18 protein-coding genes are annotated in these 24,926 nt (G+C 42.3%); 9 read left to right on the top strand and 9 right to left on the bottom strand.

The features are described from left to right. Nucleotides 1-36 precede the first annotated feature (36 nt). Together RMZ43_RS06005 and RMZ43_RS06000 are read right to left on the bottom strand one after the other, a co-directional pair. Nucleotides 37-2,394 (bottom strand): tetratricopeptide repeat protein, encoded by a 2,358-nt coding sequence (locus RMZ43_RS06005; RefSeq protein ID WP_322655147.1) that lies wholly within the window; start codon nucleotides 2,392-2,394, stop codon nucleotides 37-39. Next, entirely contained in the window at nucleotides 2,391-4,154 is a 1,764-nt protein-coding gene (locus tag RMZ43_RS06000; RefSeq protein WP_322655146.1) for a porin, read from the bottom strand. The genes RMZ43_RS06005 and RMZ43_RS06000 overlap by 4 nt, the downstream gene beginning before the upstream one ends. A 322-nt stretch (nucleotides 4,155-4,476) precedes the next feature. On the opposite strand from RMZ43_RS06000, the gene RMZ43_RS05995 reads away from it, so the two are divergent. After that, nucleotides 4,477-5,271: a hypothetical protein gene (locus RMZ43_RS05995; RefSeq protein WP_322646227.1), complete on the top strand. Its 795-nt coding sequence runs from the start codon at nucleotides 4,477-4,479 to the stop codon at nucleotides 5,269-5,271. A 222-nt stretch (nucleotides 5,272-5,493) separates the two neighbouring features. On the opposite strand, the gene RMZ43_RS05990 is transcribed toward RMZ43_RS05995, so the two are convergent. Beyond that, a complete protein-coding gene (locus RMZ43_RS05990) occupies nucleotides 5,494-6,291 on the bottom strand; it encodes a hypothetical protein (protein ID WP_322655145.1) in 798 nt (265 codons plus the stop codon). Between the two features lie 575 nt (nucleotides 6,292-6,866). Here RMZ43_RS05990 and RMZ43_RS05985 point away from each other — a divergent pair. Together RMZ43_RS05985 and RMZ43_RS05980 are read left to right on the top strand one after the other, a co-directional pair. Continuing rightward, nucleotides 6,867-8,519, top strand: coding sequence for a cellulase family glycosylhydrolase (locus tag RMZ43_RS05985; RefSeq protein ID WP_322646229.1), 1,653 nt, complete (start codon nucleotides 6,867-6,869; stop codon nucleotides 8,517-8,519). An 83-nt stretch (nucleotides 8,520-8,602) separates the two neighbouring features. After that, nucleotides 8,603-10,384, top strand: coding sequence for a M61 family metallopeptidase (locus RMZ43_RS05980; RefSeq protein WP_322655143.1), 1,782 nt, complete (start codon nucleotides 8,603-8,605; stop codon nucleotides 10,382-10,384). A 105-nt stretch (nucleotides 10,385-10,489) separates the two neighbouring features. Here the strand turns inward: RMZ43_RS05980 and pyk are convergent, their stop codons facing one another. After that, a complete protein-coding gene (gene pyk / locus RMZ43_RS05975; RefSeq protein ID WP_322655142.1) occupies nucleotides 10,490-12,259 on the bottom strand; it encodes a pyruvate kinase in 1,770 nt (589 codons plus the stop codon). Between the two features lie 381 nt (nucleotides 12,260-12,640). Here pyk and crtR point away from each other — a divergent pair, with 381 nt between their 5' ends. Beyond that, the gene (crtR, locus tag RMZ43_RS05970; RefSeq protein WP_322646417.1) at nucleotides 12,641-13,531 is read left to right on the top strand and encodes a beta-carotene hydroxylase; all 891 of its coding nucleotides are present in this window, start codon (nucleotides 12,641-12,643) and stop codon (nucleotides 13,529-13,531) included. A gap of 55 nt (nucleotides 13,532-13,586) precedes the next feature. Here crtR and RMZ43_RS05965 read toward each other — a convergent pair whose 3' ends face one another. From RMZ43_RS05965 to RMZ43_RS05945, 5 genes are all read right to left on the bottom strand, one after another. Further along, on the bottom strand, nucleotides 13,587-15,377 hold the full coding sequence (locus RMZ43_RS05965) for a diguanylate cyclase domain-containing protein (RefSeq protein ID WP_322655141.1): 1,791 nt from the start codon (nucleotides 15,375-15,377) through the stop codon (nucleotides 13,587-13,589). Nucleotides 15,378-15,386: 9 nt separating this feature from the next. Next, nucleotides 15,387-16,367 (bottom strand): ABC transporter substrate-binding protein, encoded by a 981-nt coding sequence (locus tag RMZ43_RS05960; RefSeq protein WP_322646233.1) that lies wholly within the window; start codon nucleotides 16,365-16,367, stop codon nucleotides 15,387-15,389. A 479-nt stretch (nucleotides 16,368-16,846) separates the two neighbouring features. Continuing rightward, nucleotides 16,847-17,248, bottom strand: coding sequence for a chorismate mutase (gene aroH / locus RMZ43_RS05955; protein ID WP_322655140.1), 402 nt, complete (start codon nucleotides 17,246-17,248; stop codon nucleotides 16,847-16,849). A gap of 159 nt (nucleotides 17,249-17,407) precedes the next feature. Further along, nucleotides 17,408-18,229 carry a signal peptide peptidase SppA gene (gene sppA / locus RMZ43_RS05950; RefSeq protein WP_322646235.1) on the bottom strand — a complete coding sequence of 274 codons (822 nt, stop codon included), beginning with the start codon at nucleotides 18,227-18,229 and terminating at the stop codon, nucleotides 17,408-17,410. Nucleotides 18,230-18,767: 538 nt separating this feature from the next. After that, nucleotides 18,768-19,064, bottom strand: coding sequence for a hypothetical protein (locus RMZ43_RS05945; protein ID WP_322646236.1), 297 nt, complete (start codon nucleotides 19,062-19,064; stop codon nucleotides 18,768-18,770). Between the two features lie 520 nt (nucleotides 19,065-19,584). Between RMZ43_RS05945 and RMZ43_RS05940 the strand changes: the two genes are divergently transcribed. The 5 genes from RMZ43_RS05940 to RMZ43_RS05920 all read left to right on the top strand — a co-directional run bounded on the left by RMZ43_RS05940 (nucleotide 19,585) and on the right by RMZ43_RS05920 (nucleotide 24,791). Further along, entirely contained in the window at nucleotides 19,585-20,379 is a 795-nt protein-coding gene (locus RMZ43_RS05940; protein WP_322646237.1) for an MlaE family lipid ABC transporter permease subunit, read from the top strand. A 133-nt stretch (nucleotides 20,380-20,512) separates the two neighbouring features. Beyond that, complete coding sequence (locus tag RMZ43_RS05935) at nucleotides 20,513-20,899, top strand: DUF3119 family protein (protein ID WP_322646238.1); 387 nt, start codon at nucleotides 20,513-20,515, stop codon at nucleotides 20,897-20,899. A 137-nt stretch (nucleotides 20,900-21,036) separates the two neighbouring features. Beyond that, on the top strand, nucleotides 21,037-22,320 hold the full coding sequence (locus tag RMZ43_RS05930; protein ID WP_322655139.1) for a DUF3086 domain-containing protein: 1,284 nt from the start codon (nucleotides 21,037-21,039) through the stop codon (nucleotides 22,318-22,320). A 77-nt stretch (nucleotides 22,321-22,397) separates the two neighbouring features. Then, entirely contained in the window at nucleotides 22,398-23,075 is a 678-nt protein-coding gene (gene plsY, locus RMZ43_RS05925; RefSeq protein ID WP_322655138.1) for a glycerol-3-phosphate 1-O-acyltransferase PlsY, read from the top strand. 501 nt (nucleotides 23,076-23,576) lie between these two features. Continuing rightward, nucleotides 23,577-24,791, top strand: coding sequence for a lipid-A-disaccharide synthase-related protein (locus RMZ43_RS05920; protein WP_322646241.1), 1,215 nt, complete (start codon nucleotides 23,577-23,579; stop codon nucleotides 24,789-24,791). Nucleotides 24,792-24,926 lie beyond the last annotated feature (135 nt).

Below are 24,926 nucleotides of genomic sequence, written 5' to 3'. Positions count from 1 at the left end.
AAGAACAGTTTGATTTGTAAAAGATTTAAGCGATCGCTAATTTCTGTTTCGACGTTGATAGTCTTCCCAAGGGGGTTGAAATCCTCGTCGTAGCAGAAAGTCTGTTTGGATTTGCTGTATTTGCTGAGATGCATCGCTATCATTTCCTCCTTCTGCGGCTGCTTCTAATTGCAGTTGTTCTAGCTGTGCCAGTGCTGTCAAAGGCTGATCTAAAATCGCATTTAATCCAGCAAGGGCGCGGCGTGTGCCTTTGTCTTCCGGTTTTTGTGCCAACACTTGAGCATAAATCTCCTGTGCTGAGTCAAAACGGCGTTGTTCAAAGCGAATTCCGCCTAAAGCAGCTAAGGCATCGATGTTATCTGGTTGCTGCGCCAAAATAGTCTGATAGGTACTACTAGCCAAATTCAAATCACCTACAGATCGAGCCAATTCTGCCTGTAACTGGTATGAGTCAGAAGTATTGGGAATACGGGCAATCAACTGCTTCATCCGCGCTTGTGCTTGGGCAGGATTGCGTTTTGCTATCACCTGTAATAGGCGCAGTTGTAGTTGTATGGAACTAGGGTCAGTTTCTACCAGATAACTATATAAAGCTTCTTTTTGTGGATCAGTAGGTAGCGCTCCTATCAAACTATATAGTTCTGGAGGAGTATTAGTTGCAGGTTGTGTAGCTAACCAATTGTTGAGAACTGCCTCTGCTTCTGGTTGGGAGATCCGCTTGGCTTGATAGGCGATACTAGCACGCCCTAGTTGAATCGACAAATTTTGAGGATTGCGAGCTATTAATTGGTCATAAACTGTCACAGCCTCATCAAAACGCTTTTGTTGCAGTCGCACTCCAGCCAATCCGCCCAAAGCAGCATCAATAATATCGCTATTATTTGGCTTACTAGCAATCACAGCTTGGTAACGTTGAGCGCTAGCTTCGAGATTACCCTCACGACGCTCAATTTCTGCTGCTAGTAATTGGGGTGCGAGGTCTTTAGCACCTGCGGGGGTAGCGGTGTAAGCTGCTAAAGCTTGCCTTGCACCATTCAACTCTTGGCGCTGCACATACATTTGCGCCACCCGGAAATTCAAAAATGGTACGTTAACCCCCATTTGTAAAAGATTTTGGTACACAGGTAAAAATTCTGGGTCGGGAACATCAATGTTCACTAAAGCATTAGCTAGCTGTTGCAACTGCACGCGATCGCTCGGCGTTGATTGTATTGCAGTAGTCAAACGTTGTTTCAAGTCATTTTTACCGAGCAAACCTAGCTGATTTTCTAAAGCTAATTGCTGTACCACCAGACTTTGATCGTTGGGAAATTCTAACGCCACCCGTCGGTACAGTTGCAGTGCTGTTTGTCGTCCTTCAGGGAACCCAGTAAAGACATCGGCGACTTCGCGCAGTAGTTTGGGGGAAGGGTTGGGATCGGTTTGCAGTGCTTGACGATAGAGATTTAAAACTTGCTGGGTGAGAGTGGGGTTATTGGTGTACTTGCGAATTTCATTGAGCGATCGCGCTAAGGGCAAAATCGCGTCTGGTCTTCCTTGTAATACATCCAAAACCGCCAACGCTTGAGCTTGTTGTTGATTGGCAAGGTATGCTATAGCTAGTTCTTTACGGGTTTCAAACCCCATTTCGTTAAGTTTATTGGAGCGCTGTAACTGCGCTTCTAACACCTGTACTGCCTCTCCAGGATTGCCTGTTTCTCGTAAGGTGCGACCGTAGGCTAGTGCTGCATAATCTGTAATAGCTTTGCCAGTGGAGCGATAGCGGTTAAACAACTCCAGTGCTTTCGGAAAATCCCCACTGTAACTATAAGTTTGGGCTGCATCAACGACTGCTTTTGGCGTGGGGTTGTTGTTTAGCACGATTTGGTAGTCTGCTAGGGACTCGCTTAAGCGTCCTTGATAAGAGTAGAGTAGAGCACGGTAATGACGACCTTCTGAGTCATTAGGATTTAACTCTAATAAAGTTGTCAGAGCCTCAATTCCTTTTAAGTTCCACGCAGGACGATAAGTAGCTAATATACCAACTGTTTTTAAAGCTAGTTGGTTGTTGGAGTCTGCCGCCAGTACTTGTTGATAAGCACTCCAAGCTTCGGGAATACGTCCGGCTTTGCGATAAGCGATCGCTAATCCTAACCTAATTTGCGAAGATTGCGGTTGACTTTTAAGGGCTTGCTGGAAGGCTGCGATCGCATCATTAATCAAGCCTTTTTTTAAGAATGCAAAACCCTTTTGTGCCGATGCTGATAAGTTCTGTGCTTGAGCGGGGGCAATGCTGCATAAAGGTGGCACAGTTAGCAAGTAAGTAAAAAGAAAAAATGAACAAGTAAAAAGAGAACGATATTTAATTTTTTTAGCTTTTCCCTTTTGCCTTTTATCTATATTATTTTGGCTCATTGAGTAATTCTCCCTCTGGGAGTGATACCAAATTCTGATTTCACTCTGATACCGAAGACTGTTTCTGAGAAATCATCACGCGCTTGAACCGAGAAGCCTAGCCGTAGATTGTCAAGAAATTTAAAATCATAGAACATTTCTAATACATCGGGATTATTTCCACGACGTAGCTGATCGTTAGAGAGAGCGCGGCCATAAGCTAGTCCTACTCGGTCATCTGGGGTAAACAAATCCACAAAACTAGCTCCCAAGACGTAAGTATTTGCACCCTCTCCTAAAGTGCGGTTTTCGTAGTGCCCATAGCGCCCAAATAAACCTAATTTCAGATTGGGAATAAAGACTTCGGCATTGATACCGTATGCTTCTTCGCGATCATTTTTATCAGTGCCAAATTGATTGTTACCTCTGGCAATGCTATAGCTTTCAAGGAAGCTATCATTAACACCAGCGTCGCGATCGCTAGCATAAGTACCACGAATAATTGCATTGCCGTAACGGATGCCGATTTCGCCAGCAAATCCATCTAAAGAAAAGTCACCAATTTTATCTGCTGATGAAAAGACTGCTGCTTTGGCTTCAATATTGTCGGTGATACTCCAATCAGTTAAAAAACCAGTGCGGGAACTAATTCCTGTCGCCGCCAGTGCTGGGTTCGTTTGAAACACCGGATTAAAGAATTGACTGGCTCCATCTTTAGCAAAGCTGTTGCGATCAAAATAAGAGGTTAAATCTATTTGACCGATCACAAATCGCAGATTAGGTACTCCTGCTAGTGAAGTCGCCAAATAAAGCTCGTTGATGTTCAAACCATCGTTTCGGGAGTCATCGAAGTTGCGGTTGCTGCCTTGGCTTGTTAAGTCCAAGGTTGCCCCAATCAAGGCTTGAGGTGACAGTGGGTAGACTCCGCTAACTCTCGCCCGTGCTGAGGTGTCGCCACCTTGGTTAATATAAACTCCTTGGAATTGTAAAGAGGGTTCCCTTAAACTGCTGCTGGTGAGCTGGCGGCGTTGTTGAGTAGTTATAGATGGGGTAACTGGCACTGCTGTGCTTGGAGTGGGAGGCGTATTAAGAAATGATGGTGTTGTCTGTGGATTGGGTAATTGTTGATTAAAAGTTGGTGCTACTCCTGGTGCAGTTGATTCTGGCGTTGCAGGCAAGTTGGGAAGTGGTGGCAGAGGGGCTATTTGAGAACTGAGTAGTTGATTAAAAGTTGGCGCTACTCCTGGTGCAGTAAATTCTTGCGTTGCAGCCGAGTTGGGAACTGCTGAGGGAGCCGTTTGAGAACTGAATAGTTGATTAAAAGTTGGCGCTACTCCTGGTGCAGTTGATTCTGGGGTTGCAGACGAGTTGGCGAGTGGTGGCAGTGGGGCTGAACTACTTGGTGGCTCCGAGCCGTTCATCTGTCCCTGCAATCCTAAATTTAGGTTAGAAGTGTCCCCACCTGCTGCCACTCTTGGTGTAACAGTACGTGTTGCTGCCGGGGCTTTTCCAGTTACCTGCTGCTGGATGAAGACACTCTCCATTTCTTGGAGATCGTTAACTGGTTTAGGTTCCACAGCTTTCAATACTGGATTAGCGATCGGTGCAACTGCCACACCAGTCGTTGCGCGTGGAGGAGGCAATGTTTGCGACCCTGACTGAGATTGTTGACTTTTATTAACGGGTAATTCAGGCACTGGTAGCGGTTCTGCTAAACCCAATTGGTAATCGATAGTCTTTAGCTGAGATGGGTTAACTTGAGCTGAAGATTTTTCGCTCACTGCCAGTACCCAGCAAATCGAGACGGCGACAGTACAAAGCAGTAGATATACTTTGTGGTACTGGCTTGGAAAAGTAAATTTATAACAATCGAGTACTGTTTGCCTCATCAGCCTAGTTGGGTAACAACTACATATTTAGATTATTCAATGTCGCTACTTTAGCAAACGAAATGAGTATTAACCACTAGATTGAATAAAATTTGTAATTTTCAATTAATTAATTAAGAGTCGATAAAAGTTGTTATTTTTCAAAATAGATTGGGCATAATAGGTAAAAACCTAAGCTAGGTTTGGAAATAAACTAGATAATCTGCTTTTTACCATGCAAAATATTGATTTAAAAACTATTTTGACTAATTTTAAAGCTTTGTCTCCTACTAATCTCCAGATAGCTACTTCCTTAGTACTTTTAGCCGCCAGTTATGGCTGTGTTCAAAAAGCACAAGAAAAGGTGGAGATGAAAATTGGAGATATACAACCTATATCAAGTAAAGGTATATACAATGTCGTCGGTAATACCAATCTGCCCGAATCTAGCAAGATTACAGTGGCCGCTGTGCGTTATCTGCGTCCAGTATCAGGACAAACAGAAGCTTTACTAAATTCAGACACCAATACTAACCGTTCAATTCTGGCTCGTCAAATTGTGGAAGTGAAACAGGGAAAATGGGAGGCTGCGCTGAATCTGTGGCAAGTTTCACCCAATGGTAATTTTCAAGAAGTCTGGCAAGCAAATCCAGCACAAATACGATTATTTCCAGAAAATGGCGTTACATTTGTAGCTATTTTCGATCCTGCTACTCAGTCGGAACAGCCAGATAATCAAAACTCTCAAAAGTTGAAGTTAGAAAATCAACAGCTTGAAAACCTTGAAAGCAACTTAATTCGCTTTACTAACGAAGGTGAAAAATATTTACAAGTTAGCCAAACTTTAACAGTACCCCTACCTACGGGGAAAACAATACCACCGCGTCGGCAACCGGAAGACTTGAATGGTGGTTGGGGAAACCGATATCAAATCCCGCCGCAATCCATAGCTTCTAAAACTACCTTACCTCCACCGATTAAAAATAGGCAAACGAATGCCTATCTGACTACTTCAGAGTTTCTCAGGTAAGAATTATAGTGGTTCTCAGTTAATTAGGTACTAAACCCCACCCTCAACCCCTTTCTCGCTTGCGAGGAGGGGTCTATGATGTATCTCATTTGAATTCAAATCTTTTATCAGTTTCTTTTTGATATATAAAAACTGGAATACCAGCCTCAATATGAGCGCTGGCATCCAGATATTAATTACCCAATAACCACCAATTTAGTGGGTTATTGATTTGAGTAGATTTTAAAGGACAGTATTATAGTAAATCTGGAATTTAGGTGGGGATTCTACCTCAGCATTTGTTGCTTGAGACAGTTGTAAGTTCTCCTGCATTGCTTGCATCTGTAGCATCATCTCTTTAATTTGTTTTTGCAACTCTTCAAATTCTGATGGCATAATTACTGTTTGATTGATTTCACCAGCAGTAATTTCTTTCATATTGTTGGGATTTTCTTGAGCATAGCCAAGGAAAGTCTGGGCAGATGCAAACGCAGAAGTAGCAGCAATATCTCTGATTGTGGTAGTGGTATTTTTTGGAGTTGTAACCTTTGGTACAGGATTTACTGGTTGTACATTTACCTGCGTCTGGGTTTGCGCTTCAATAGGTTGAGATGCAGTGATTGCATTTTTTGAGATGAGAGCTTGATCAAAAGGTGCCTCGTCATCTAAAAAAGCGCTCAATCCAGAAATTTGCAATCGAGGCTCGGAAATTTGCCATTCTTTTAGTAATGTCTCTTTTTGCTGTAGGTGTTGCTCTAAATTAGATAATTCTTGCTGAATTTTTGCTGATTTGGAAGAAGAATTTCGCCAACCACAGAAAGCAAGTGCTGAAATTCCAGACCCTATACTAAGTGCTGTTGCAAAAACTACGTAAGGGATAGCAATATCTCTAAGTTTGCCATAAAAAATAGGTTCTTCCTGAAATTTGATACCAATTTGTTTATCGCCTAGTGTCGCAAGGGGAAATGACATTAAAGAAAATACACTTAGAGAAGCGATCGCGGGTGGTAGTAAAAATTTTTGCAGCGCAGAAAGTGTCATATTCAGAAAGTTTTTGTAAAAGAGAAGACTATGGGTAGATTACAGCAGATATAATTACCGCTTATAACATCTAGCTGGTATAGAGTTTTCGCGGTTAATCAATGTGTGTACTGCCTTAGTATCTAAGTTATTCTCTATAGGAGATATGTTCAATAGAAAACTCATGAAGAACTCAGTAAGTTACGTAAATTTTTTGTAAATTAAGCAACTACTACAAATTATACAAAGACAAATGCAAAACATAAATAAAAGTTTATACGTATTATCCAGCAAAGATTTTAGCGTTCTTGACTTTCATTATCCAATTTTTGCGGATATAGAAACAAAATTAGCCAAGTATTGCTCTAAGATTACTAAGATGCACAAATGCATGGAAAGTTAATTAAGTAATACAAATAACAGTCAAATAAATGCATTGTAATTAGAGTACATATATTTATCGGTGGCTAAAAATCACATTTACAAAAATGCTTTTTAGCTAAAGATGTTGTAAAATCTTCTTGCTTGGAAACAGCATCATATATTTTTTTGCTGATTCAACTTAGATATTGCCTTACCAGAAAAGTAATAATAGTATGCAAATTATCGATAAAAATAAATCAAGAGCAGTAAGATTACATAAGAAATTACTAATATTTTCCTTAAGTCTATTAGTGTTTTTAGTAATTATATTGACTAAGACACCTGCTAGTATTCAGCTAGATGCTGTTAGGGCTGAGATGCAAACAGAGCAACCACTTTCAACAAGTGGTAGAACAATTGTTGATGCAAAAGGCAAGGTCGTACTGCTTAGAGGCGTTAATTGGTTTGGTATGGAAACTGAGACGCACGCCCCTCACGGTTTATGGCAACGAGATTATAAGGAAATGCTGGCACAGATTAAAAACTTAGGATATAACGTCATTCGGTTACCTTATTCTGTGGCAGGATTGCGATCGCTTAATGTAAGTGGCATTGACTATAACATTGGCAGCAACAAAGAACTTCAAGGTAGAACGCCCTTGGAGGTAATGGATTTAGTTATTCAGGAAGCAGAACGTCAAGGATTGCTAATCCTACTCGACAGCCACCGTCTCAACGATCAGCAAATTCCAGAGTTGTGGTATGGAGACGGCTTTACAGAAGCAGACTGGATCGATACTTGGACAATGTTAGCAATCCGATACAAGAATCAAACTAACGTTATTGGCGCAGACTTAAAGAATGAACCCCACGGCAAAGCTAGCTGGGGTGATAACAATATAAGTACTGACTGGCGACTGGCAGCAGAACGTGCAGGCAATGCAATTCTGGGTGTGAATCCTAATTGGTTAATTGTTGTTGAAGGAGTGGAAAAGAATGTCCCCGGTCAAAAATTGCCGCAGCATTGGTATGGTGGAAATCTGGAAGGTGTAAAAAACTACCCAGTCCGTTTGTCTCGTTCTAATAAGCTAGTTTATTCTCCTCATGAGTACGGCGCTGGGGTGTACAATCAGCCTTACTTTTATGACTCTAACTTTCCTAACAATCTAATTGATCGCTGGCAAATAGGATTTAACTATATCGCTAGTCAGAATATTGCTCCCATCTTGATTGGGGAGTTTGGGGGACGGCAAGTAGACTTAAATTCCAAAGAAGGAATTTGGCAAAATGAGTTGGTGAAATACATTCAAAAAAATAATTTGAACTTTACTTACTGGAGTTGGAATCCTAATAGTGGTGATACAGGCGGAATTTTATTAGATGATTGGCAAAGTGTTGATTTACCTAAGCAGCAATTACTATCCCAACTGCTCCCAGCTGTACAAGTTCAACCGAGTAATCCTCCTGTTTCTCCAACTCCAACTCCTTCTGTCTCTCCAACTCCAACTCCAACTCCTTCTCCTTCTGTCTCTCCAACTCCAACTCCTTCTCCTTCTGTCTCCCCATCTACTACTAGTACTGCTCAACTAAAAGTCACTACTGAGATTAATTCCAACTGGGAAACTGGATTTTGTGTCAGTTTCAAAATTACAAATCAGGGTAATACCAAGGTTAATAACTGGCAACTGGCATTTAACATGAATCAAGCTAAGATTAATAACTTTTGGAACGCAGATTTTAAACAGCAAGGAGCGATACAGTATATAGCGACTCCTTTAGATTGGGGAAAAACAATTGAACCAAATCAAGTACGCGATACAGGGTTTTGTGCCAACAAACTTGGTTCTGACTACCAGCCGCAGCAAGTTGCCGCCGTTTCGATTTGAAGTCAAAAGTTAAAAGGCGAATTTGTCATGATAGGAGAAATCACCAATCCCATTAATCATTGAGTATAAACTCAGCACACAAGATGACTGAAGCAACAGTAACTCTTCCCAACACCTACGTTCGCGAAACCGGGCCAACGATTCATTACCTAGTGGCAATGTCCCAGCCAGAAACCCATCTGTTTGATGTGACTTTGCACCTTGTCGATTACCACTCGCCGATTCTGGATTTAAAACTGCCAGTGTGGACACCCGGTTCCTACTTAGTCCGGGAATACGCCAAGAATTTACAGGATTTTGGGGCTTTTGCAGAGAGTAAGCCTTTACCTTGGCGGAAGATCAGTAAAAATCACTGGCAGATAGATAAAAAGGGTGTTTCAGAATTAACTGTACGTTACCGCGTTTTTGCAAATGAGCTATCGGTACGGACAAATCACTTAGATGCTACGCACGGTTATTTCAACGGTGCGGCACTATTTTTTAGAATAACGGGCTGGGAGAACCAACCCATTCGCCTTACTATCGTACCACCACGCCCGGAATGGCAGGTAACTACTGCCTTACCACCTGTTGGTGAGGAAACAAATACTTTTTTGGCTGGTGATTTTGATACTCTTGTTGATACTCCCTTTGAGATTGGTCGCCACCAATTGTATAATTTTGAGGTTTTGGGAAAACCCCATGAACTGGCAATCTGGGGACAAGGAAATTTCCAAGCCCAGCAGATGATTGCTGATATTCAAAAAATTATTCAGGTAGAAGCACAGATGTTCGGCGGTTTGCCATATCAACGATACGTGTTTCTACTACATCTATTTAGCCAAGCTTTTGGCGGTTTGGAGCATAAGGACTCTTGCTCATTAATTTACCAGCGTTTTGGATTTCGCGCTCAGGATAAGTACAATCGCTTTATCCAATTGGTAGCACACGAGTTCTTTCACTTGTGGAATGTCAAGCGAATTCGCCCAAAAGCATTAGAGGTTTTTGATTACGACCAAGAAAATTACACACCATCATTATGGTTCTGTGAAGGCACTACTAGTTACTATGACTTGTTAATTCCTTTGCGGGCAGGAATTTATGATGTTCAATCGTATTTGAATAATTTGGGCAAAGAAATTACCAGATATGAAATGACACCGGGGCGCAAGGTACAACCCGTTTCTGAGTCGAGTTTTGATGCTTGGATAAAACTTTATCGCCCGGATGCCAATAGCGGTAATTCCCAAATCTCCTACTATTTAAAAGGGGAAATGGTATCGTTGTTGCTGGATTTACTGATTCGCTCTACTCACGACAATCAGCGCTCCCTTGATGATGTGATGCTGAAAATGTGGCAGCAATTTGGGAAAGATGAAATTGGGTATACTCCAGAACAGTTGCAGGAAGTTATCGAATCTGTTGCCGGAATTGATTTGACTGATTTCTTTAAACGCTACATTGATAATACTGATGATTTGCCTTTCAATCAGTATTTAGAACCCTTTGGCTTGCAGTTAGTAGCCGATGAGCAGGAAGAACCTTACTTGGGTGTGAGAATAAATACAGAGAATGGGCGGGAGATAATTAAATTTGTGGAGACCGGTTCACCTGCACAAGTAGCGGGAATTGATGCAGGTGATGAGTTGTTAGCAATTGATGGGATTAAGGTAACTGCGGGTAGCTTAAGCGATCGCCTAAAAGATTACCAACCAAACGATAAAATTGAAGTCGCAGTTTTCCACCAAGATGAACTGCGTACTTATTCCATCATCCTCGCCTCACCACATCCGACTCGGTATCAGGTAAAGCCTGTTGAGCATCCCAACTCCACACAGCAGCAAAATTTTGCTGGATGGCTTGGGGTAGCGATCGCAACTGTTTGATAAAGTAATTGGGGAGTGGGGAGTGGGGAGTAGGGAGTAGGGAAAAGGGAGATAAGGGAGAATTATTGAACAAGTTTCTTCCTTGTCTCTTCCCATTCCCGACTTCTAAGCCGTTCTCACTGCTCCAGAGTAAATCAAACCCCGTTGCAGATCCAGGGTTATAATTGCCCCATCCCGAATTGCCTGCGTTGCTTGCTTCACTCCGACAATCACTGGCACACCGAGACGCAATCCAATGACTGCTGCGTGACTTGTCAGACTTTCTTCTTCCGTAATAATGCCCGCAGCTTTCCGAATTGCCTCGACGAAATCGGCACTAGTGCGGGGTGCAACTAATATGTCCCCCGGATTAAAGTTACTCACATCCATACCAGTATTAGCTACCCGGGCGCGACCACTTACTGAACCTTGTCCTAGCCCAATTCCGTGACCTAGTATTGCTGTTACCACCTCTACCTTGATCAAATCTGTGGAGCCGGAAATTCCCTGGAGTGTGCCAGCTGTCATTACTACTAAATCTCCCTCAGATAGTAACTTCAGTTCCTGAGCCACGTTGATTGCAGCTTGAAATGTCTGACCTGTGGAAGGTAATCCTAGCACCAACAGGGGTTTTACTCCCCAGACCATTTGTAGCTGTCGCGCTACATTCACATGAGGTGTCACTGCCAAAATCGGTGTTTGGGGACGGAACTTAGAGACATTGCGAGCTGTTGCCCCAGTTTGCGTTAGGGTCATGATTGCAGATGCGCCTAATTGTTCGGCAATTTGACCTACAGCTTGACTAATAGCATTAGGAATGGAGCGCCGGGAATCTTTTAAAGAACGTAAGTTTAAATGTTGGGCTTGTTCTTGCTCCATCCGCTCGGCAATTCGTGCCATCGTTGCCACTGCTTCTACAGGGAAGCTACCCACGGCGGTTTCATTGGAGAGCATCACCGCGTCGGTGCCGTCTAAAATCGCATTTGCTACATCCGATACTTCAGCGCGAGTGGGACGAGGATTGCTCACCATGCTGTCTAACATCTGAGTGGCAGTGATGATGGGAATCCCCAAGCGATTTGCTGTAGCAATTAGCCGCTTTTGGAGTACCGGAACATCCTCGGCTGGCAATTCTACCCCTAAGTCACCTCTGGCAACCATCACGCCATCACACAAAGCCAGAACCGCCTCCATTTGTTCAATGGCCTCGTGCTTTTCAATTTTGGCAATTACTGGCACTTGCTTGCCTGTACTGGAAATTAGTTCTTTAATTTCGATCATGTCCTGCGGATTGCGGACAAAGGAAAGTGCCACCCAATCTACACCTTGATCTAGACCAAACATCAGATCCTCTCGGTCTTTGTCGGTCATTGCCTTAATTGACAGGTAAACGCCGGGAAAGTTTACGCCTTTGTTGTTAGAAAGTTTTCCAGGCACGGTGACGCGACAATGCAAATCACCTTTGTCCCGGTTAATCTCCTCCACAAGCATTTCTACTCGTCCATCATCGAGGAGAATTTTTGCGCCAACTGGGACTTCTTCGGCTAAATAATCGTAGGTAACGCAACTAATTTCTTGAGTACCTACAACTGGACGATTTGTCAAGGTGAAGCGATCGCCTTTTGCCAAAACTATAGACCCATTATCAAACTTACCCAAGCGAATTTTTGGGCCCTGCAAGTCTTGGAGAATAGCCACTGGCTGATTTAATTCAAAAGCAGTTTGCCGAATTAAGCGAATACTACGCTGATGATCGGCATGAGTTCCGTGGGAGAAGTTTAGGCGCAGCGTCGTGGCTCCCGCTTCAATAATCGCCTTGAGCATTTCAGGACTGCTAGTGGCGGGGCCAATAGTAGCGACAATTTTTGTCCGGCGCAGAGAATCTCTTAGTTGCATAAGGGCTGAAGTTAGGGAGCTATCTGGGAAGTCATCGTAACTTAAGGGGCATCTCCTTTTCAGTTACTGCCATATCAATAAGATATAAACAGCTAGAGAGGGTTTCTGGGAGAGTGGGGCCTGTGGGATAGACTAGATATAGTACATCAATCTTGTGTCCATCCTTCCAACGAAGGTGTTTATCCCATCAACTTCTTGCCAATTGTCATAACCCCGCTTATCAAAAAAGACTAGTCCTCGTCTGGAATCATACCGTTATTCATCTACTGATATGCAAAGCTGTGGATAAATATTGCTATACAAAACTTTACAAAATTTTATTCTTTCCTAATCTTTATCGTATATTTGTAATGTTTGATTAAGAAGGAGTCAATGTTAGAGATGATCGCATCGGAGGCACAAAAGCCACTGACAATCCCGCCAAAGGAATTTTTAGCGCCTCCTGGTGATTTTAATCCCACGCTACTGTTGTTTTTAGTAGCTGTAGCAATGCTGGTGTTATCTAACTTTGGTTACTGGCTTTGGGAATGGCCGCACTGGCTGTGCTTTAGCGTTAATACTATTGCCTTGCATTGTGCTGGGACGGTAATTCATGACGCTTGTCACCAATCAGCCCATCGCAACCGGGTAATGAATGCGATGTTAGGGCATGGCAGTGCATTAATGCTAGCTTTTGCTTTTCCTGTATTTACGCGGGTGCATTTACAGCATCATGGACATGTCAATCATCCTGAAGACGACCCAGATCATTATGTCTCAACGGGTGGGCCATTATGGCTGATTGCGGTGCGGTTTTTGTACCATGAGGTATTTTTCTTTCAACGGCGACTTTGGCGTAAATATGAGCTATTAGAATGGTTTATCAGCCGCTTAATTGTCGGTGTAATTGTTTACATATCAGTGCAATACCACTTTTTAGGTTACATTCTGAATTTTTGGTTTATACCAGCTTTTGTGGTGGGGATAGCACTGGGATTATTTTTTGATTATTTACCGCATCGTCCTTTTGCGGAGCGCGATCGCTGGAAAAATGCTCGCGTCTATCCGAACCAAATTCTTAATATTCTGATTATGGGACAGAATTACCACTTAATTCATCATTTGTGGCCTTCTATTCCTTGGTATAATTATCAGCCTGCATACTATGTCATGAAGCCCCTGTTAGATGAAAAAGGATGTTATCAAACTTCAGGATTATTGCAGAAAAAAGACTTTTTTGAGTTTGTTTATGACATTTTTTTAGGAATTCGCTTTCATCATCAAAAGCAATAGAGTTGATCAAGCGATCAGTTAGGTTTTAGAGAAAGTCGCACACGGCGTTATATATCTAATGAGTACAATAGCGATCGCGCCCCTTTTCCTTGGCATTGTACAGTGCTTTATCGGCTGAAGCGATGAGTGTATCTGGCTTGATGTCCAAAGTGGGTATGACGCAAGTAATACCCAAACTAACTGTGACAATATCCTTGACATCTGACTGTGCATGGAGAATGGCCTGATCGTGAATTGCTTGTTGAATACTTTGTGCTACTTTGATCGCTCCTACTAAATCAGTATTGGGGAGTAGTACCGAAAATTCTTCTCCTCCGTAACGCGCTACTAGATCAGTAGGACGATGAACTGTCTGTTCCACTGTTTGCGCTATTATGATTAAACAATGATCGCCTTGAAGATGACCATAGTAGTCGTTGTAAGATTTGAATTTATCAACATCTAATAAAATTAGTGACAGGGGTTGTTGTTTTCGTGCAAGGCGTTTCCATTCTGCTTGCAGTCGTCCATCGAAGCAGCGACGGTTAGCCACCTGAGTCAAACCATCTACATTTACCAGTTGTTCTAGTTTCTGATTTGCATCTTCTGCTTTTTCTTTAGCAATTACTAACTCTGCTGTTCTCTCTTTTACCCGTTGTTCTAAAGTTTCAAAAGATGTTTGTAACTGAAGTGCCATGTGGTTAAACGATTTCGCCAGTTGACCTATTTCGTCTTTTGAGCTTATTTGGGCGCGGATATCTAAGTTACCTGTGGTAAACTGGAATACTATATCGGTAAGGTAAATTATTGGCTTTGTTAGCATTTGCCCAATCGCAAAAGCGATGATTGTCACTACTGAAGCGATAATTGCAAATAGAAACATTGCGCCACGAATTTGGTTTTCTACAGGTGCTAGGGCAACAGCAAGGGGCTGTGCAAACAAGACAGACCAATGTTTATATTTTGATTTTAAAGGAGCGATCGCAATCAGATTAACCTGATTCCCTGTTGTTGACAAAGGTGCAATTAAATATGGCTGTTTATTATCCAATGCTTGCTTAAGTTTTGGCTCATTAGTTGCCAATTCTTTAACAGGAGAGTTAGGCAAACGCCCTTTCTTTTGTAATTCAGTTACAACATCGGAAGGCAGAGCCACTATTGATTTAAAAAGTAGTTCTGATGCAGTGCTATGTGCCAGATAAATATTATTTTCATCTAAAAGAATAGCAAATGATTTAGCCCCAGCCCGTTCAGTTTCTCGAGTTACTAACTGCTGAACAACAGTAGCATTGTATGAAACACGTAATACACCCAATATATCTCCTTTGGCATTGCGAACTGGACTGCTAAAAAAGAGGGTAACAAGGTCAGGAATCATTGGCGATAGCTTCATGCTAGAAACATAATATGATCCAGTTTCCACTGGTTTTTTAAAATAATTTTCAACTGATTCATCTTTGCCAATATTCGATGTATCTGTATCCAATACATTTTTCCCGTTTAAGTCGAGCAAAGCATAGGAAAGAATATTAAGCATATCTTTGCGACTGAGACGGATTAATGTTTCTGTTGCCAATTGCATTTCGGGGCTGTCATCTCGCTGTTTTGGAGTTAGGCTTAGGTAGCGTACCGAACCTGGTAAAATAGCCTCTACACGCACGGCATTGAGATTTCCATCAATAAAGGCATCTATTCTGCTAGCAGTTTCGTTAGCCGCCGCAGATAGGGCTTGTTTGGCGTTGTCAGTTAGTATTTTTTCAGTTGTCTGTTTGTTGATAAATGCTAATAACAGCAACGGAATCAAAGCAACAATCAGAAACGAAGCTATCAACTTTGTACGGATGCCGCCCAAAAGATTGTGCTGCATGGCTTTAAACTAGGGTGGAGGGTTCAAGAAGGAAGAATTGAACAAAGTTTCTAGCTCAGGAATCCGCGTCACGTTTCCAGAGCGAATAAAAAAGTCTGCATATATCTTGGCAGTTTTATAGATGGAGTTAGAGTTGCTAGATTGAAATAATTTTTGATTTTCATCTAAATCAATTAGGTTTACTCCCTTTAGAGAGATTGTATTGCTAGGAATTTTTAACGCTTTGTTGATGATAGCGTTTCCTTCCTGAAAATTTGCTTTCCAGTAGGTTGTGGCTTGCAGCCATCCTCGCACAAATGCACGAATGTCTTCGGGGCGATCGCGGATTGTATCACCACGAAAGACAATCATATCTAAAATCAAGCCAGGAGTTTGTTTGCTGGTAAATAGGATATTTCCCCCTAATTTCATAGCTTTAGAAAGATAGGGTTCCCAAGTGTGTCCAGCTTGAATAACATTATTTTTCAGCCGTTGGGGAATTTCTGAAGGCTCTAATTTAACCAAGTTCACATCATCACTGGTTAAGTTGGCAGATTTCAACATCTCAGTCACAAAAACCTCGCTAAAACTGCCTAGATTTGCACCGAGCTTTTTGCCTTTCAAGTCAGCAACGATTTGAATTTGTGATTGAGCGACTACCACATCTGCTCCTGCTGATTCATCTATAACCATTACACCTTGTATATCTGGATTTGTGGCACTTAAGATTATAAAACTTCCTAAGGATGATGTCATACCATCATACTTACCTGCACTGAAATTTGCTCTTTCTAATTGGGTATATCGTTTATAAATTAGTTCCACATCTACCCCTTGAGCTTTGAAGAATCCTTTTTTTTGAGCAATTATAACTGGATACTCCCCAACAAAAGATGTAAATATCACTTTCAAGGGAGGGTGTTTTAATTTGGTCGTTACTGAAGTATGACAAGCAAATAGTAAACAGACGGTAATAACAAAAATACTAATATATCTGAGTAATTTAAACATAGAATGTTTGATCAAATGGATGCTTTAGTCCAATACGCTTGGCTTTGTGGAAAATTGTAGGTTGGGTTACGCTTTACTTAACTCAACAAAGCCCCGGAAATGTTGGGTTACCCTGCGGATTCTTGCTACGTTCCTCAACCCAACCTACACAATTTAAGGTTTTTGGCGCTAACCTAAGTGTATTGTGCTTTAGTCCAATAACTCTACACAAAACTACCCTAATGGCAACCTGATATTGCTCAATAAGTGAGGCAAGGCCTTGCAGAGATTATTAACTGACAAACCAGGATGCTCTAGATATTCATTGTTCAAGAGTGGTTGAACAATGACAAGATTCAAATTTGAAATTTTTTCAGTTTTATATCTTCTTTTTCAACAGCTTGAGTTACAAAAATTATTGGTCACCACTACTCAATTCAATACTGGCACAACACAATAACTTGAGCGCTAACTAGTTATTAGACTTAGACGTAAATAATTTAAACTTTCGATTTAACTACTGGCTGTGATGTTTGTAAAGACTGGGGCAAACTCCAGTCGGGACGCAAGCTGGCGGCATTGCGTAAATAGATATGATGAATTGAGGCGGAAGCGGGCAGATAAGCGTGGATTAAGAACCGAATGCAGCGCTGTAAACTACCTTCAACATGCATTTGCTGCACATCCAACATGGCCACATTATCCCAACCAGGACGCGATCTAGCGATCGCAGCTGGAAAAATCGCATCCAAATCGCGTGTAACTGAGAAAGTTACACTAATCATGTCACTTGGCTGGAATTGATTTCGGTTTTCTAGTTCATCTAGAAGTTCTGTCACTACCTCTCGCATTGCCTCAACGGTATTTTCTGAAACGGTTGTTGCTCCGCGAATAGCTCGCATTTGCCACTCCACGCCTAAATCCTCCTTAAAAGAAAAAAGTTAGAGGTTAGAAGTCAAGAGTGAAAAATTAAGAGTTTTAACTCCTAACTCCTCACTCCTAAACGCCAGTTGCTCCACTTGGGGAAACCCCAAGACCGCACTGGCTCCTCCTAACTCATATTAGGGTCGATATAACCACAAGGGTAAACCACTAGTAGACATTTCAAATTCGAGCCAATCAATTCCAGATCGAATTCCTGATGAAACTTGACGACTTCCTGGTAGAAGGCGACTCAATAAGGGTTTACGTTCTTCTAGGGTATAACAAAGAGTTTTTTCTGGATCTAGTCCGACTAGTTCTGCTGTCCAGCGACGGGCATCTTCTTCTGTACCCAGACGATCTACAACACCCAACTCTAGGGCTTGCTGTCCAGTAAAAATCCGACCATCGGCGAAACTTTTTACAGCTTCTACTGTTAAAGAACGGCCATCAGCTACCGTTTGGACAAACTGCTGATAACTTGTGTCAATCAACTCTTGCAGGATGTTTTCTTCTGGTTGAGTCAGTTGCCGATCAAAAGACAATATGTCTTTGTAAGGGCCAGACTTAATTACCTGGAAGGAAACACCGATTTTTTCTAGCAAGCGTTCCAAGTTATTTCCACGCAAAATCACACCAATACTACCCGTAATTGTACCTGGGTTAGCGACGATGTGTTCGGCTCCCATACCGATGTAGACTCCTCCAGAAGCCGAAATATTGCCAAAGCTAGCGACGATTTTAATTTTTTCGCGTAAACGCTTCAGGGCGCTGTAGATTTCTTGCGAATCTCCGACTGTACCGCCAGGGCTATCGATACGGAGCAATAATGCCGGAAATTTTTTTTCTTCTACAGTTTTCAGGGCTTCTAAGACGCGTTTGCGAGTAGCACTGGCGATCGCACCAGTAATTTCAATCCGCGCAATTTGTTTTCTAAACTTGGGCTTAAACGGCCAAATCATGAGCTGTCAACATACCTCGTAATAAATTCAATATAAGATGCCCAACGGTCAGACGACCTCTTTTGCTCTGTTAAGAAACATGAGCAGGCATTGTGAGCATCAATATTTTAAGGAAATTTTTATATTTTGCAGTGAGTTTTATTTGATATTCTCAATGGATACTAATCAAGTCCTTAAAGATTGCAGATAACACAAAACGCCAAACTCTAGTCTAGCGTCCAGCATGATGATTTAGCACAGACTATTTTAGCTGTTTTGCAGAATTAAAATCTTACAATCCTTGGTATTCTAGGTTTTTAACTTTTTAAGGATTGTTTTACTAGGGTCGCGCACCTGTACTAGTTGTTAGTAATTGATAACTAATAACTAATGAATAATAAATATTTAATAAATAATTCCGGCACTCAATTTAATTAAGAAAATTCCTTGAGCAACACTAATCCCTATTTAGGTAAAAACCAGTAGTACTTTCACTTTTGGCAATATCACTTTTCCCTATTCTGTACAGCCCATGAGCATCTGACCAAGCTATTTCTACTTATGAATTAATTCGTAAAATTTGACACCGATAGTAAACGTACATATCAAACAGTGCGCCGACGAAACTACAGGTCAAACTAATCACAAATAATCCCCGCAGGGGAGTTCCACTGCCAAAGGTGGCGAGAAAATGCATAATCTGAGTAGCGATCGCCTCAGTTAACTCTTGTAAACCGGGGAAGTAACCAATGAGGGGTAAAAGGAACAATCCGCCGCCAACAAGTAACATGGGAGCAACAAAACTAAAAATGATCGTCAGCAGTAGGGAGCGGAGAAAGTTCGTGAAAATAGCCATTTAAGACAAACTCCGTGAGTAGAGATGACAAGAGCTAGATAGCAGTTCGTCATTTTCTACAATACGTGCGATCGCTCCTGACCAACCAATCTGTCAAAAATCTTAAGTTTTCATTAAAATAAACGGCTACCAGCTACAGCACATGCTGGGTATCTCAAAAATAATTTGAATCTACAAAACCCCTGCACAATCAAGCTTATAGCTAAAGTTAGCTTTATTTCGTCGTCTGCAACACCTTTAATAACAGCTTCATTTTCTGAGAGTATATTTAATCAAAGTTAATATTTAGCCTCGTGGGGACTGTGGAAGAAGCAGGGAGCAGAGGGGACAAGGGGACAAGGGGACAAGGTGACAAGGTGACAAAAGTTTAGAGCTTCCAACAAGTCTTTCCCCTTGTCCCCAATTCTCAAGAGTCCCCAAGTCCTCTTTCCCATGCCCAATGCCCAATGTCCCATTACCCATTCCCTATCCCAATGACTTCCGCTATTCTTAAGGCAGTCACCGAGTTAGCTACAGAACATTGAACCAGACTACATCCAAATCCAGCTTAGGAGAATGGAGTCAGCGACTGCTGGCGGCGATTTTTCTGGGTGGGCAAGTACTAGTTCACCTATTGAAGGGCAAAATCCATCGGCGCAACACGTTGCAACAAATGGCAGAAGTTGGGCCAGATTCCTTATTTATTGCGCTATTGACGGCTATTTTCGTCGGCGCGGTGTTTACTATTCAGGTGGCGCGAGAATTTATTAACTTTGGCGCAGGAAACATTATCGGCGGAGTACTTTCTGTCGCGTTGACACGAGAACTTTCTCCCGTGTTGACAGCAGTGATTTTAGCTGGGCGAGTTGGCTCTGCCTTTGCAGCCGAAATTGGTACCATGCGAGTCACAGAACAAATTGATGCCATGTTGATGTTGAAAACAGATCCAATCGATTATCTAGTTATTCCCCGCGTCCTTGCTTGCTGTTTAATGCTACCAATTTTAACCCTCCTGTCTTTGGTAACAGGGATGTTCGGGGGATTAATAATTGCGACAAATCTCTACAACCTCTCTGATACGGCATTCCTAGACTCAGCCCGTAACTTTCTTGGTATCTGGGATATTTTTAGCGCCATGATCAAGGCGTGTTGTTTTGGCATTTTAATCGCCGTAATTGGTTGCAGTTGGGGGTTAACGACAACAGGAGGAGCCAAAGGTGTAGGACAATCAACCACAACTGCTGTTGTGACTGCCTTGCTAATTATATTTGTTAGCAACTTTTTTCTTTCTTGGTTAATGTTTCAGGGGACTGGCAGTGCATTCATAGGGCTATAAGAGGAGTAGAGACTCGATTAATCGCATCTCTATAGGAGTTATAAGTTAAAACTCCTCACTCCTAACTCCTGACTCCTGACTCCTAAAATAAATAAAAGAGAGATGCCTAGTAAATAAAGCAGGATTTAAGACTGTGACCAGTTCATTTGCTCCTAACTCCACATCTACTGTGGAACTCAAGCCTAGTTACAATATACCTATAGTGTTGGTGATTGCCGCTATTCCACTATTGTTGGTACAACCGTGGGTAGGCTCCATTTTTACACTGTTTGGTTTGTTTCTCATGTTTCAGGCGTTAACGCTGCGTTTGCAATTTACCGCCACAGACTTAGATATTTACAGAGGCGAAAAATTAATTCGACGCTTTCCCTATCAGGAATGGCAAAACTGGCGGATCTTCTGGAATGGAGTCCCCATTCTGTTTTACTTTAAAGAAATTAAAAGTATTCACTTTTTGCCGATTTTATTTGATCCCAATACTTTGAAAACTTGCTTAGAACAACGTTGTCCGCGTATTTAATCCTGAGTTCCATCTGTGCTGAGTCGTTTCGATCTAGACTCATAACTTAGCACTCATAACTCAGGACTTTTATGGCAGGTCAATTGTAATATTTCTGAAAGCTATTTATTCGCGTCATAGGAATTACACTATTGTTTATGAACTCAGAGGCATCTCAAACCCCAGAACCAATTGATGAGCGGTTGGCAAAAAAACAAGAACAGAACAATGCAGTTGAACATCCACTCAATCAATCTGTTGAGTCAGTGGGAGAAACAGGAGCCATTAGCTCATCAGAGAACTATACAACTTCTGAGCCACTTATCTCTAATGCAGAAGTGGTAGATTCTGAAGTGGTAGATTCTACAGTAGAGCTAACAGAAAATTCAAATGGCGAGTTTGTAGCGCAGTCGGAACCGGAAAATACCGCACTGGGATCAGAAAACCATTCATTATATGCAGAAGCAGAGCAGCGAGTAGCAGAGTTGCAGAGCGCTGAAGCTGCTCTCAAAGAAGAAATAGCCAAGCTGCAAGCTTTTTACAAAAACCTTCAGGCACAAGTGGGTGAAACTCAGACATCACTAGGACGACTTGTGCAAGAGTCACTAGTGCAATTAGAACAACGCAAACAAACCCTGCAAATTTCTGTAGAACAACTAGAACGCCGTCAAGAACGTATCCGCAACGAGATGCGAACCACTTTTGCTGGTACATCCCAAGACTTGGCTATTCGGGTGCAGGGTTTTAAAGACTATCTCACTGGTAGCTTACAGGATTTGGCCGTTGCCGCCGAGCAGTTGCAACTGACGCCAAGTGTGGTGGAACGAGAAAAACCATCTGTAAAAGAAAAAGAGGCTAAACCAGTTGAAACCCAACCTGGAATACCACAATTTGCCCAACAGCAGTTTCAAGATACTACTAAGCAAATTCGTCGCCTAATTGACCAATACCGCAATAAACCAGATTACTATGGGCCAGCGTGGCAACTACGGCGTACCTTTGAACCAATCCACGCAGAACGAGTCTCTAACTGGTTTTTTACCCAAGGGGGACGGGGTGGTTTGCGAACAATGGGTAGCCGCTTACAAAATATTTTGATTGCCTCAGCTGCAATTTCGATATTACACAAGCTGTATGGCGATCGCGTCCGTACTTTAGTTTTAGCTAATACACCAGAGCGATTGGGTGAGTGGCGGCGCGGCTTGCAAGACTGTCTAGGAATCGGTCGCCCAGATTTTGGCCCAGACCGGGGCGTGGTATTATTTGAAGCGTCTGATGCTCTGGCTCAGAAAGCAGACCGATTGACCAAAGCCAATCAATTGCCTTTAATTATCATTGATGATTCAGAGGAGCAAATTAGTCTGTCACTGTTGCAATTTCCTTTGTGGTTAGCTTTTGCTCCTGACCCCAAAACCGTGAGAAACTATGATGATGACTTTTAAATGAGTCATTAGTCATTAGTCATTGGTCAAGAGTAATACCTCTTGACTTTTTTGAATTTTGAATTTTGAATTTTATTATGGCTATTTGGTTAATCCTGTGCGGGGCAATTATATTTATAGCTTACCTATTGGGTTCTTTTCCCACTGGGTACATTGCTGTTAAGCAGTTAAAAGGTATTGATATTCGGCAAGTTGGTTCAGGTTCTACTGGAGCAACTAACGTACTAAGAACCTTGGGCAAAGGGCCAGGAGCATTCGTTTTAGTACTAGATGCCTTAAAGGGAGTATTAGCGATCGCTCTAGTCTACTGGTTATTCAATTTTAACCCGATTCAAAATTATATCCCCCCAACGGGAGATGCACAAGTGTGGCAACCGTGGTTAATAACTATAGCTGGGTTAGCTGCCATCCTGGGACATAGTAAATCAATTTTTTTGGGTTTTACTGGTGGTAAATCTGTTGCTATCAGCTTGGGAATTTTGTTGGCGATGAGTTGGCAGGTAGGTTTAGCAACAGCAGGTGTATTTGCGATTGTGGTGGCGATATCGCGGATTGTCTCTTTGAGTTCAATTGCAGGTGCGATCGCAGTTTCCATTTTCATGGTAATTTTGCATCAACCATTACCATATATTCTGTTTGGAATTGCCGGTGGATTATATGTGATTTTGCGCCATCGCCCTAATATTGAACGCTTGCTTGCGGGAACAGAACCAAAAATTGGGCAGAATGTAGCGACACCAGAACAAACTACATAACGAGTTTTTGCTACATACCTCGCCCTAAGCGATGCCTACAACACCCCTTGAGTGAGCATGGTATCATCTTTTGAGTTCAGACTAAGCAGCAAGATTCAATCTGATATAAACCTTTGAGGACTTTGCCATCTAACCCAACAGTTTCTCCAGTATTTAGTTGTATATTAAAGAGTTTTATCGGACAAACGGAATAAACTTTGTAATCTATCTGTAATAAAGCACGACGCGCTGCGTTGATTTGCGTAGTTTACCGCCGTAGGCATCGCAGGATAATTAAGAAAAGCCTGAAACAACCTCATGATTGCCAAACGGCTTTTGATAGTAGCGATGTGCTAACGAATTTTTTCAAAACACTCCCGTCTGCATTCATCTGCATTTCATTTTCAACCATTCTTTCTGGTTGACAGATAACTACCTTAGTTTCTTTTACTTTGTTAACCTACTTGCCTAAAGTAGGTAAAAAATATTACTAAGCCTTTTAACCCAATCCAAAATCCCAAGATGTCTTCTAAGCGAATCTTGTTTATCAGTAACGGCCACGGAGAGGACAACCACACCTCTCATGTTATTCAGACCCTACGCCAATTGTGTCCCTCTCTACAGATGGCAGCAATGCCGATTGTAGGGGAAGGAAAAGCTTACCGCAACTTGGACATTCCCATTATTGGCCCCACACAAACGATGCCCTCTGGAGGATTCTTCTATATGAAGCGCCTCTATTTGCTCAAAGATTTTCAATCGGGATTGATTGGGTTAACATGGCGACAATTACAAGCGGTGTTGCAGTATGCTCCCAACTGCGATTTGATTATGGCTACTGGAGATTTTGTCTCTCAGACATTTGCTTACTTAACAAAGCGCCCCTTCGTCTCGTTTATCTCTTGTCTTTCTGCCCTCTATGAAGGTCGATTGCCTATCAATCCTCTACTGTGGCACGATCTGAATTCTTCTCGATGTCTGGCAGTTTTCACCAGAGATTCCTATACAGCTTCTGATCTTCAACGGCAAGGTATAGCTAAAGCTCGATTTGGTGGGATTCCGGCCTTAGATCGCCTTGTTCCTGCTGGTAAAGACTTGCACCTGAAACAAGATATTCCGATGATCGCTCTTTTGCCAGGGTCACGGATGCCAGAAGCAGCGCGAAATTTCTGTTTGCAGTTACAACTGGTGGTAGAAATTGCCAAGGTGATGCCTGAGTCAGGATTCCAATTTCGCGCCGCCTTAGTACCAAATTTGATGGAGCAACTAGACTACATTGCTAAAAGTCAAGGTTGGCAACTGAGTGAAGGCGTACTCACATATTCTCCTCCAGGAAGTTCTGCTGAGAAATCACCGCTTGTAGAAGTCAGATGTTACTCAGATGCTTTCAATGATATTGTATATTACTCTAACCTCGTTATTGGCATGGCGGGGTTGGCAGTGGATTTAGCGGTAGCGATTGGTAAACCAATTATCCAAATTCCCGGAGAAGGGCCTCAATTTACTTATCAATTCGCAGAGGCGCAAACGCGGTTATTGGGCATTTCTGCCCAAACTATTGGAACTGGGCCAGCAACCCCAGAGACTCTGAAACAAGCTGCCCCACGCGTGGTCGAGACTTTACAAGATGCAGACTATCTCGCTAAGTGCCAACAAAATGGCCCTGAGCGATTTGGGCCGCCCGGTGCATCTGAGAGAATAGCCCACTTTCTGCTAACCTCTTTAGGAGAAACTTAGTACAGCATTGGGCATGGGAAAGAGGACTTGGGGACAAGGAGAATTGGGGACAAGGGGAAAGACTTGTTGGAAGTTCTAAACTTTTGTCACCTTGTCCCCTCTGCTCCCCTGCCTCCCCTGCTCCCCCTGCCTTTT

The sequence above is a fragment of the Nostoc sp. CmiVER01 genome, assembly GCF_034531135.2.
In the GTDB taxonomy this organism is placed as follows: Bacteria; Cyanobacteriota; Cyanobacteriia; order Cyanobacteriales; family Nostocaceae; genus Nostoc.
The sequence above is the reverse complement of the archived record's forward strand: the minus strand, read 5'-3'. Positions and strand labels throughout refer to the sequence as shown.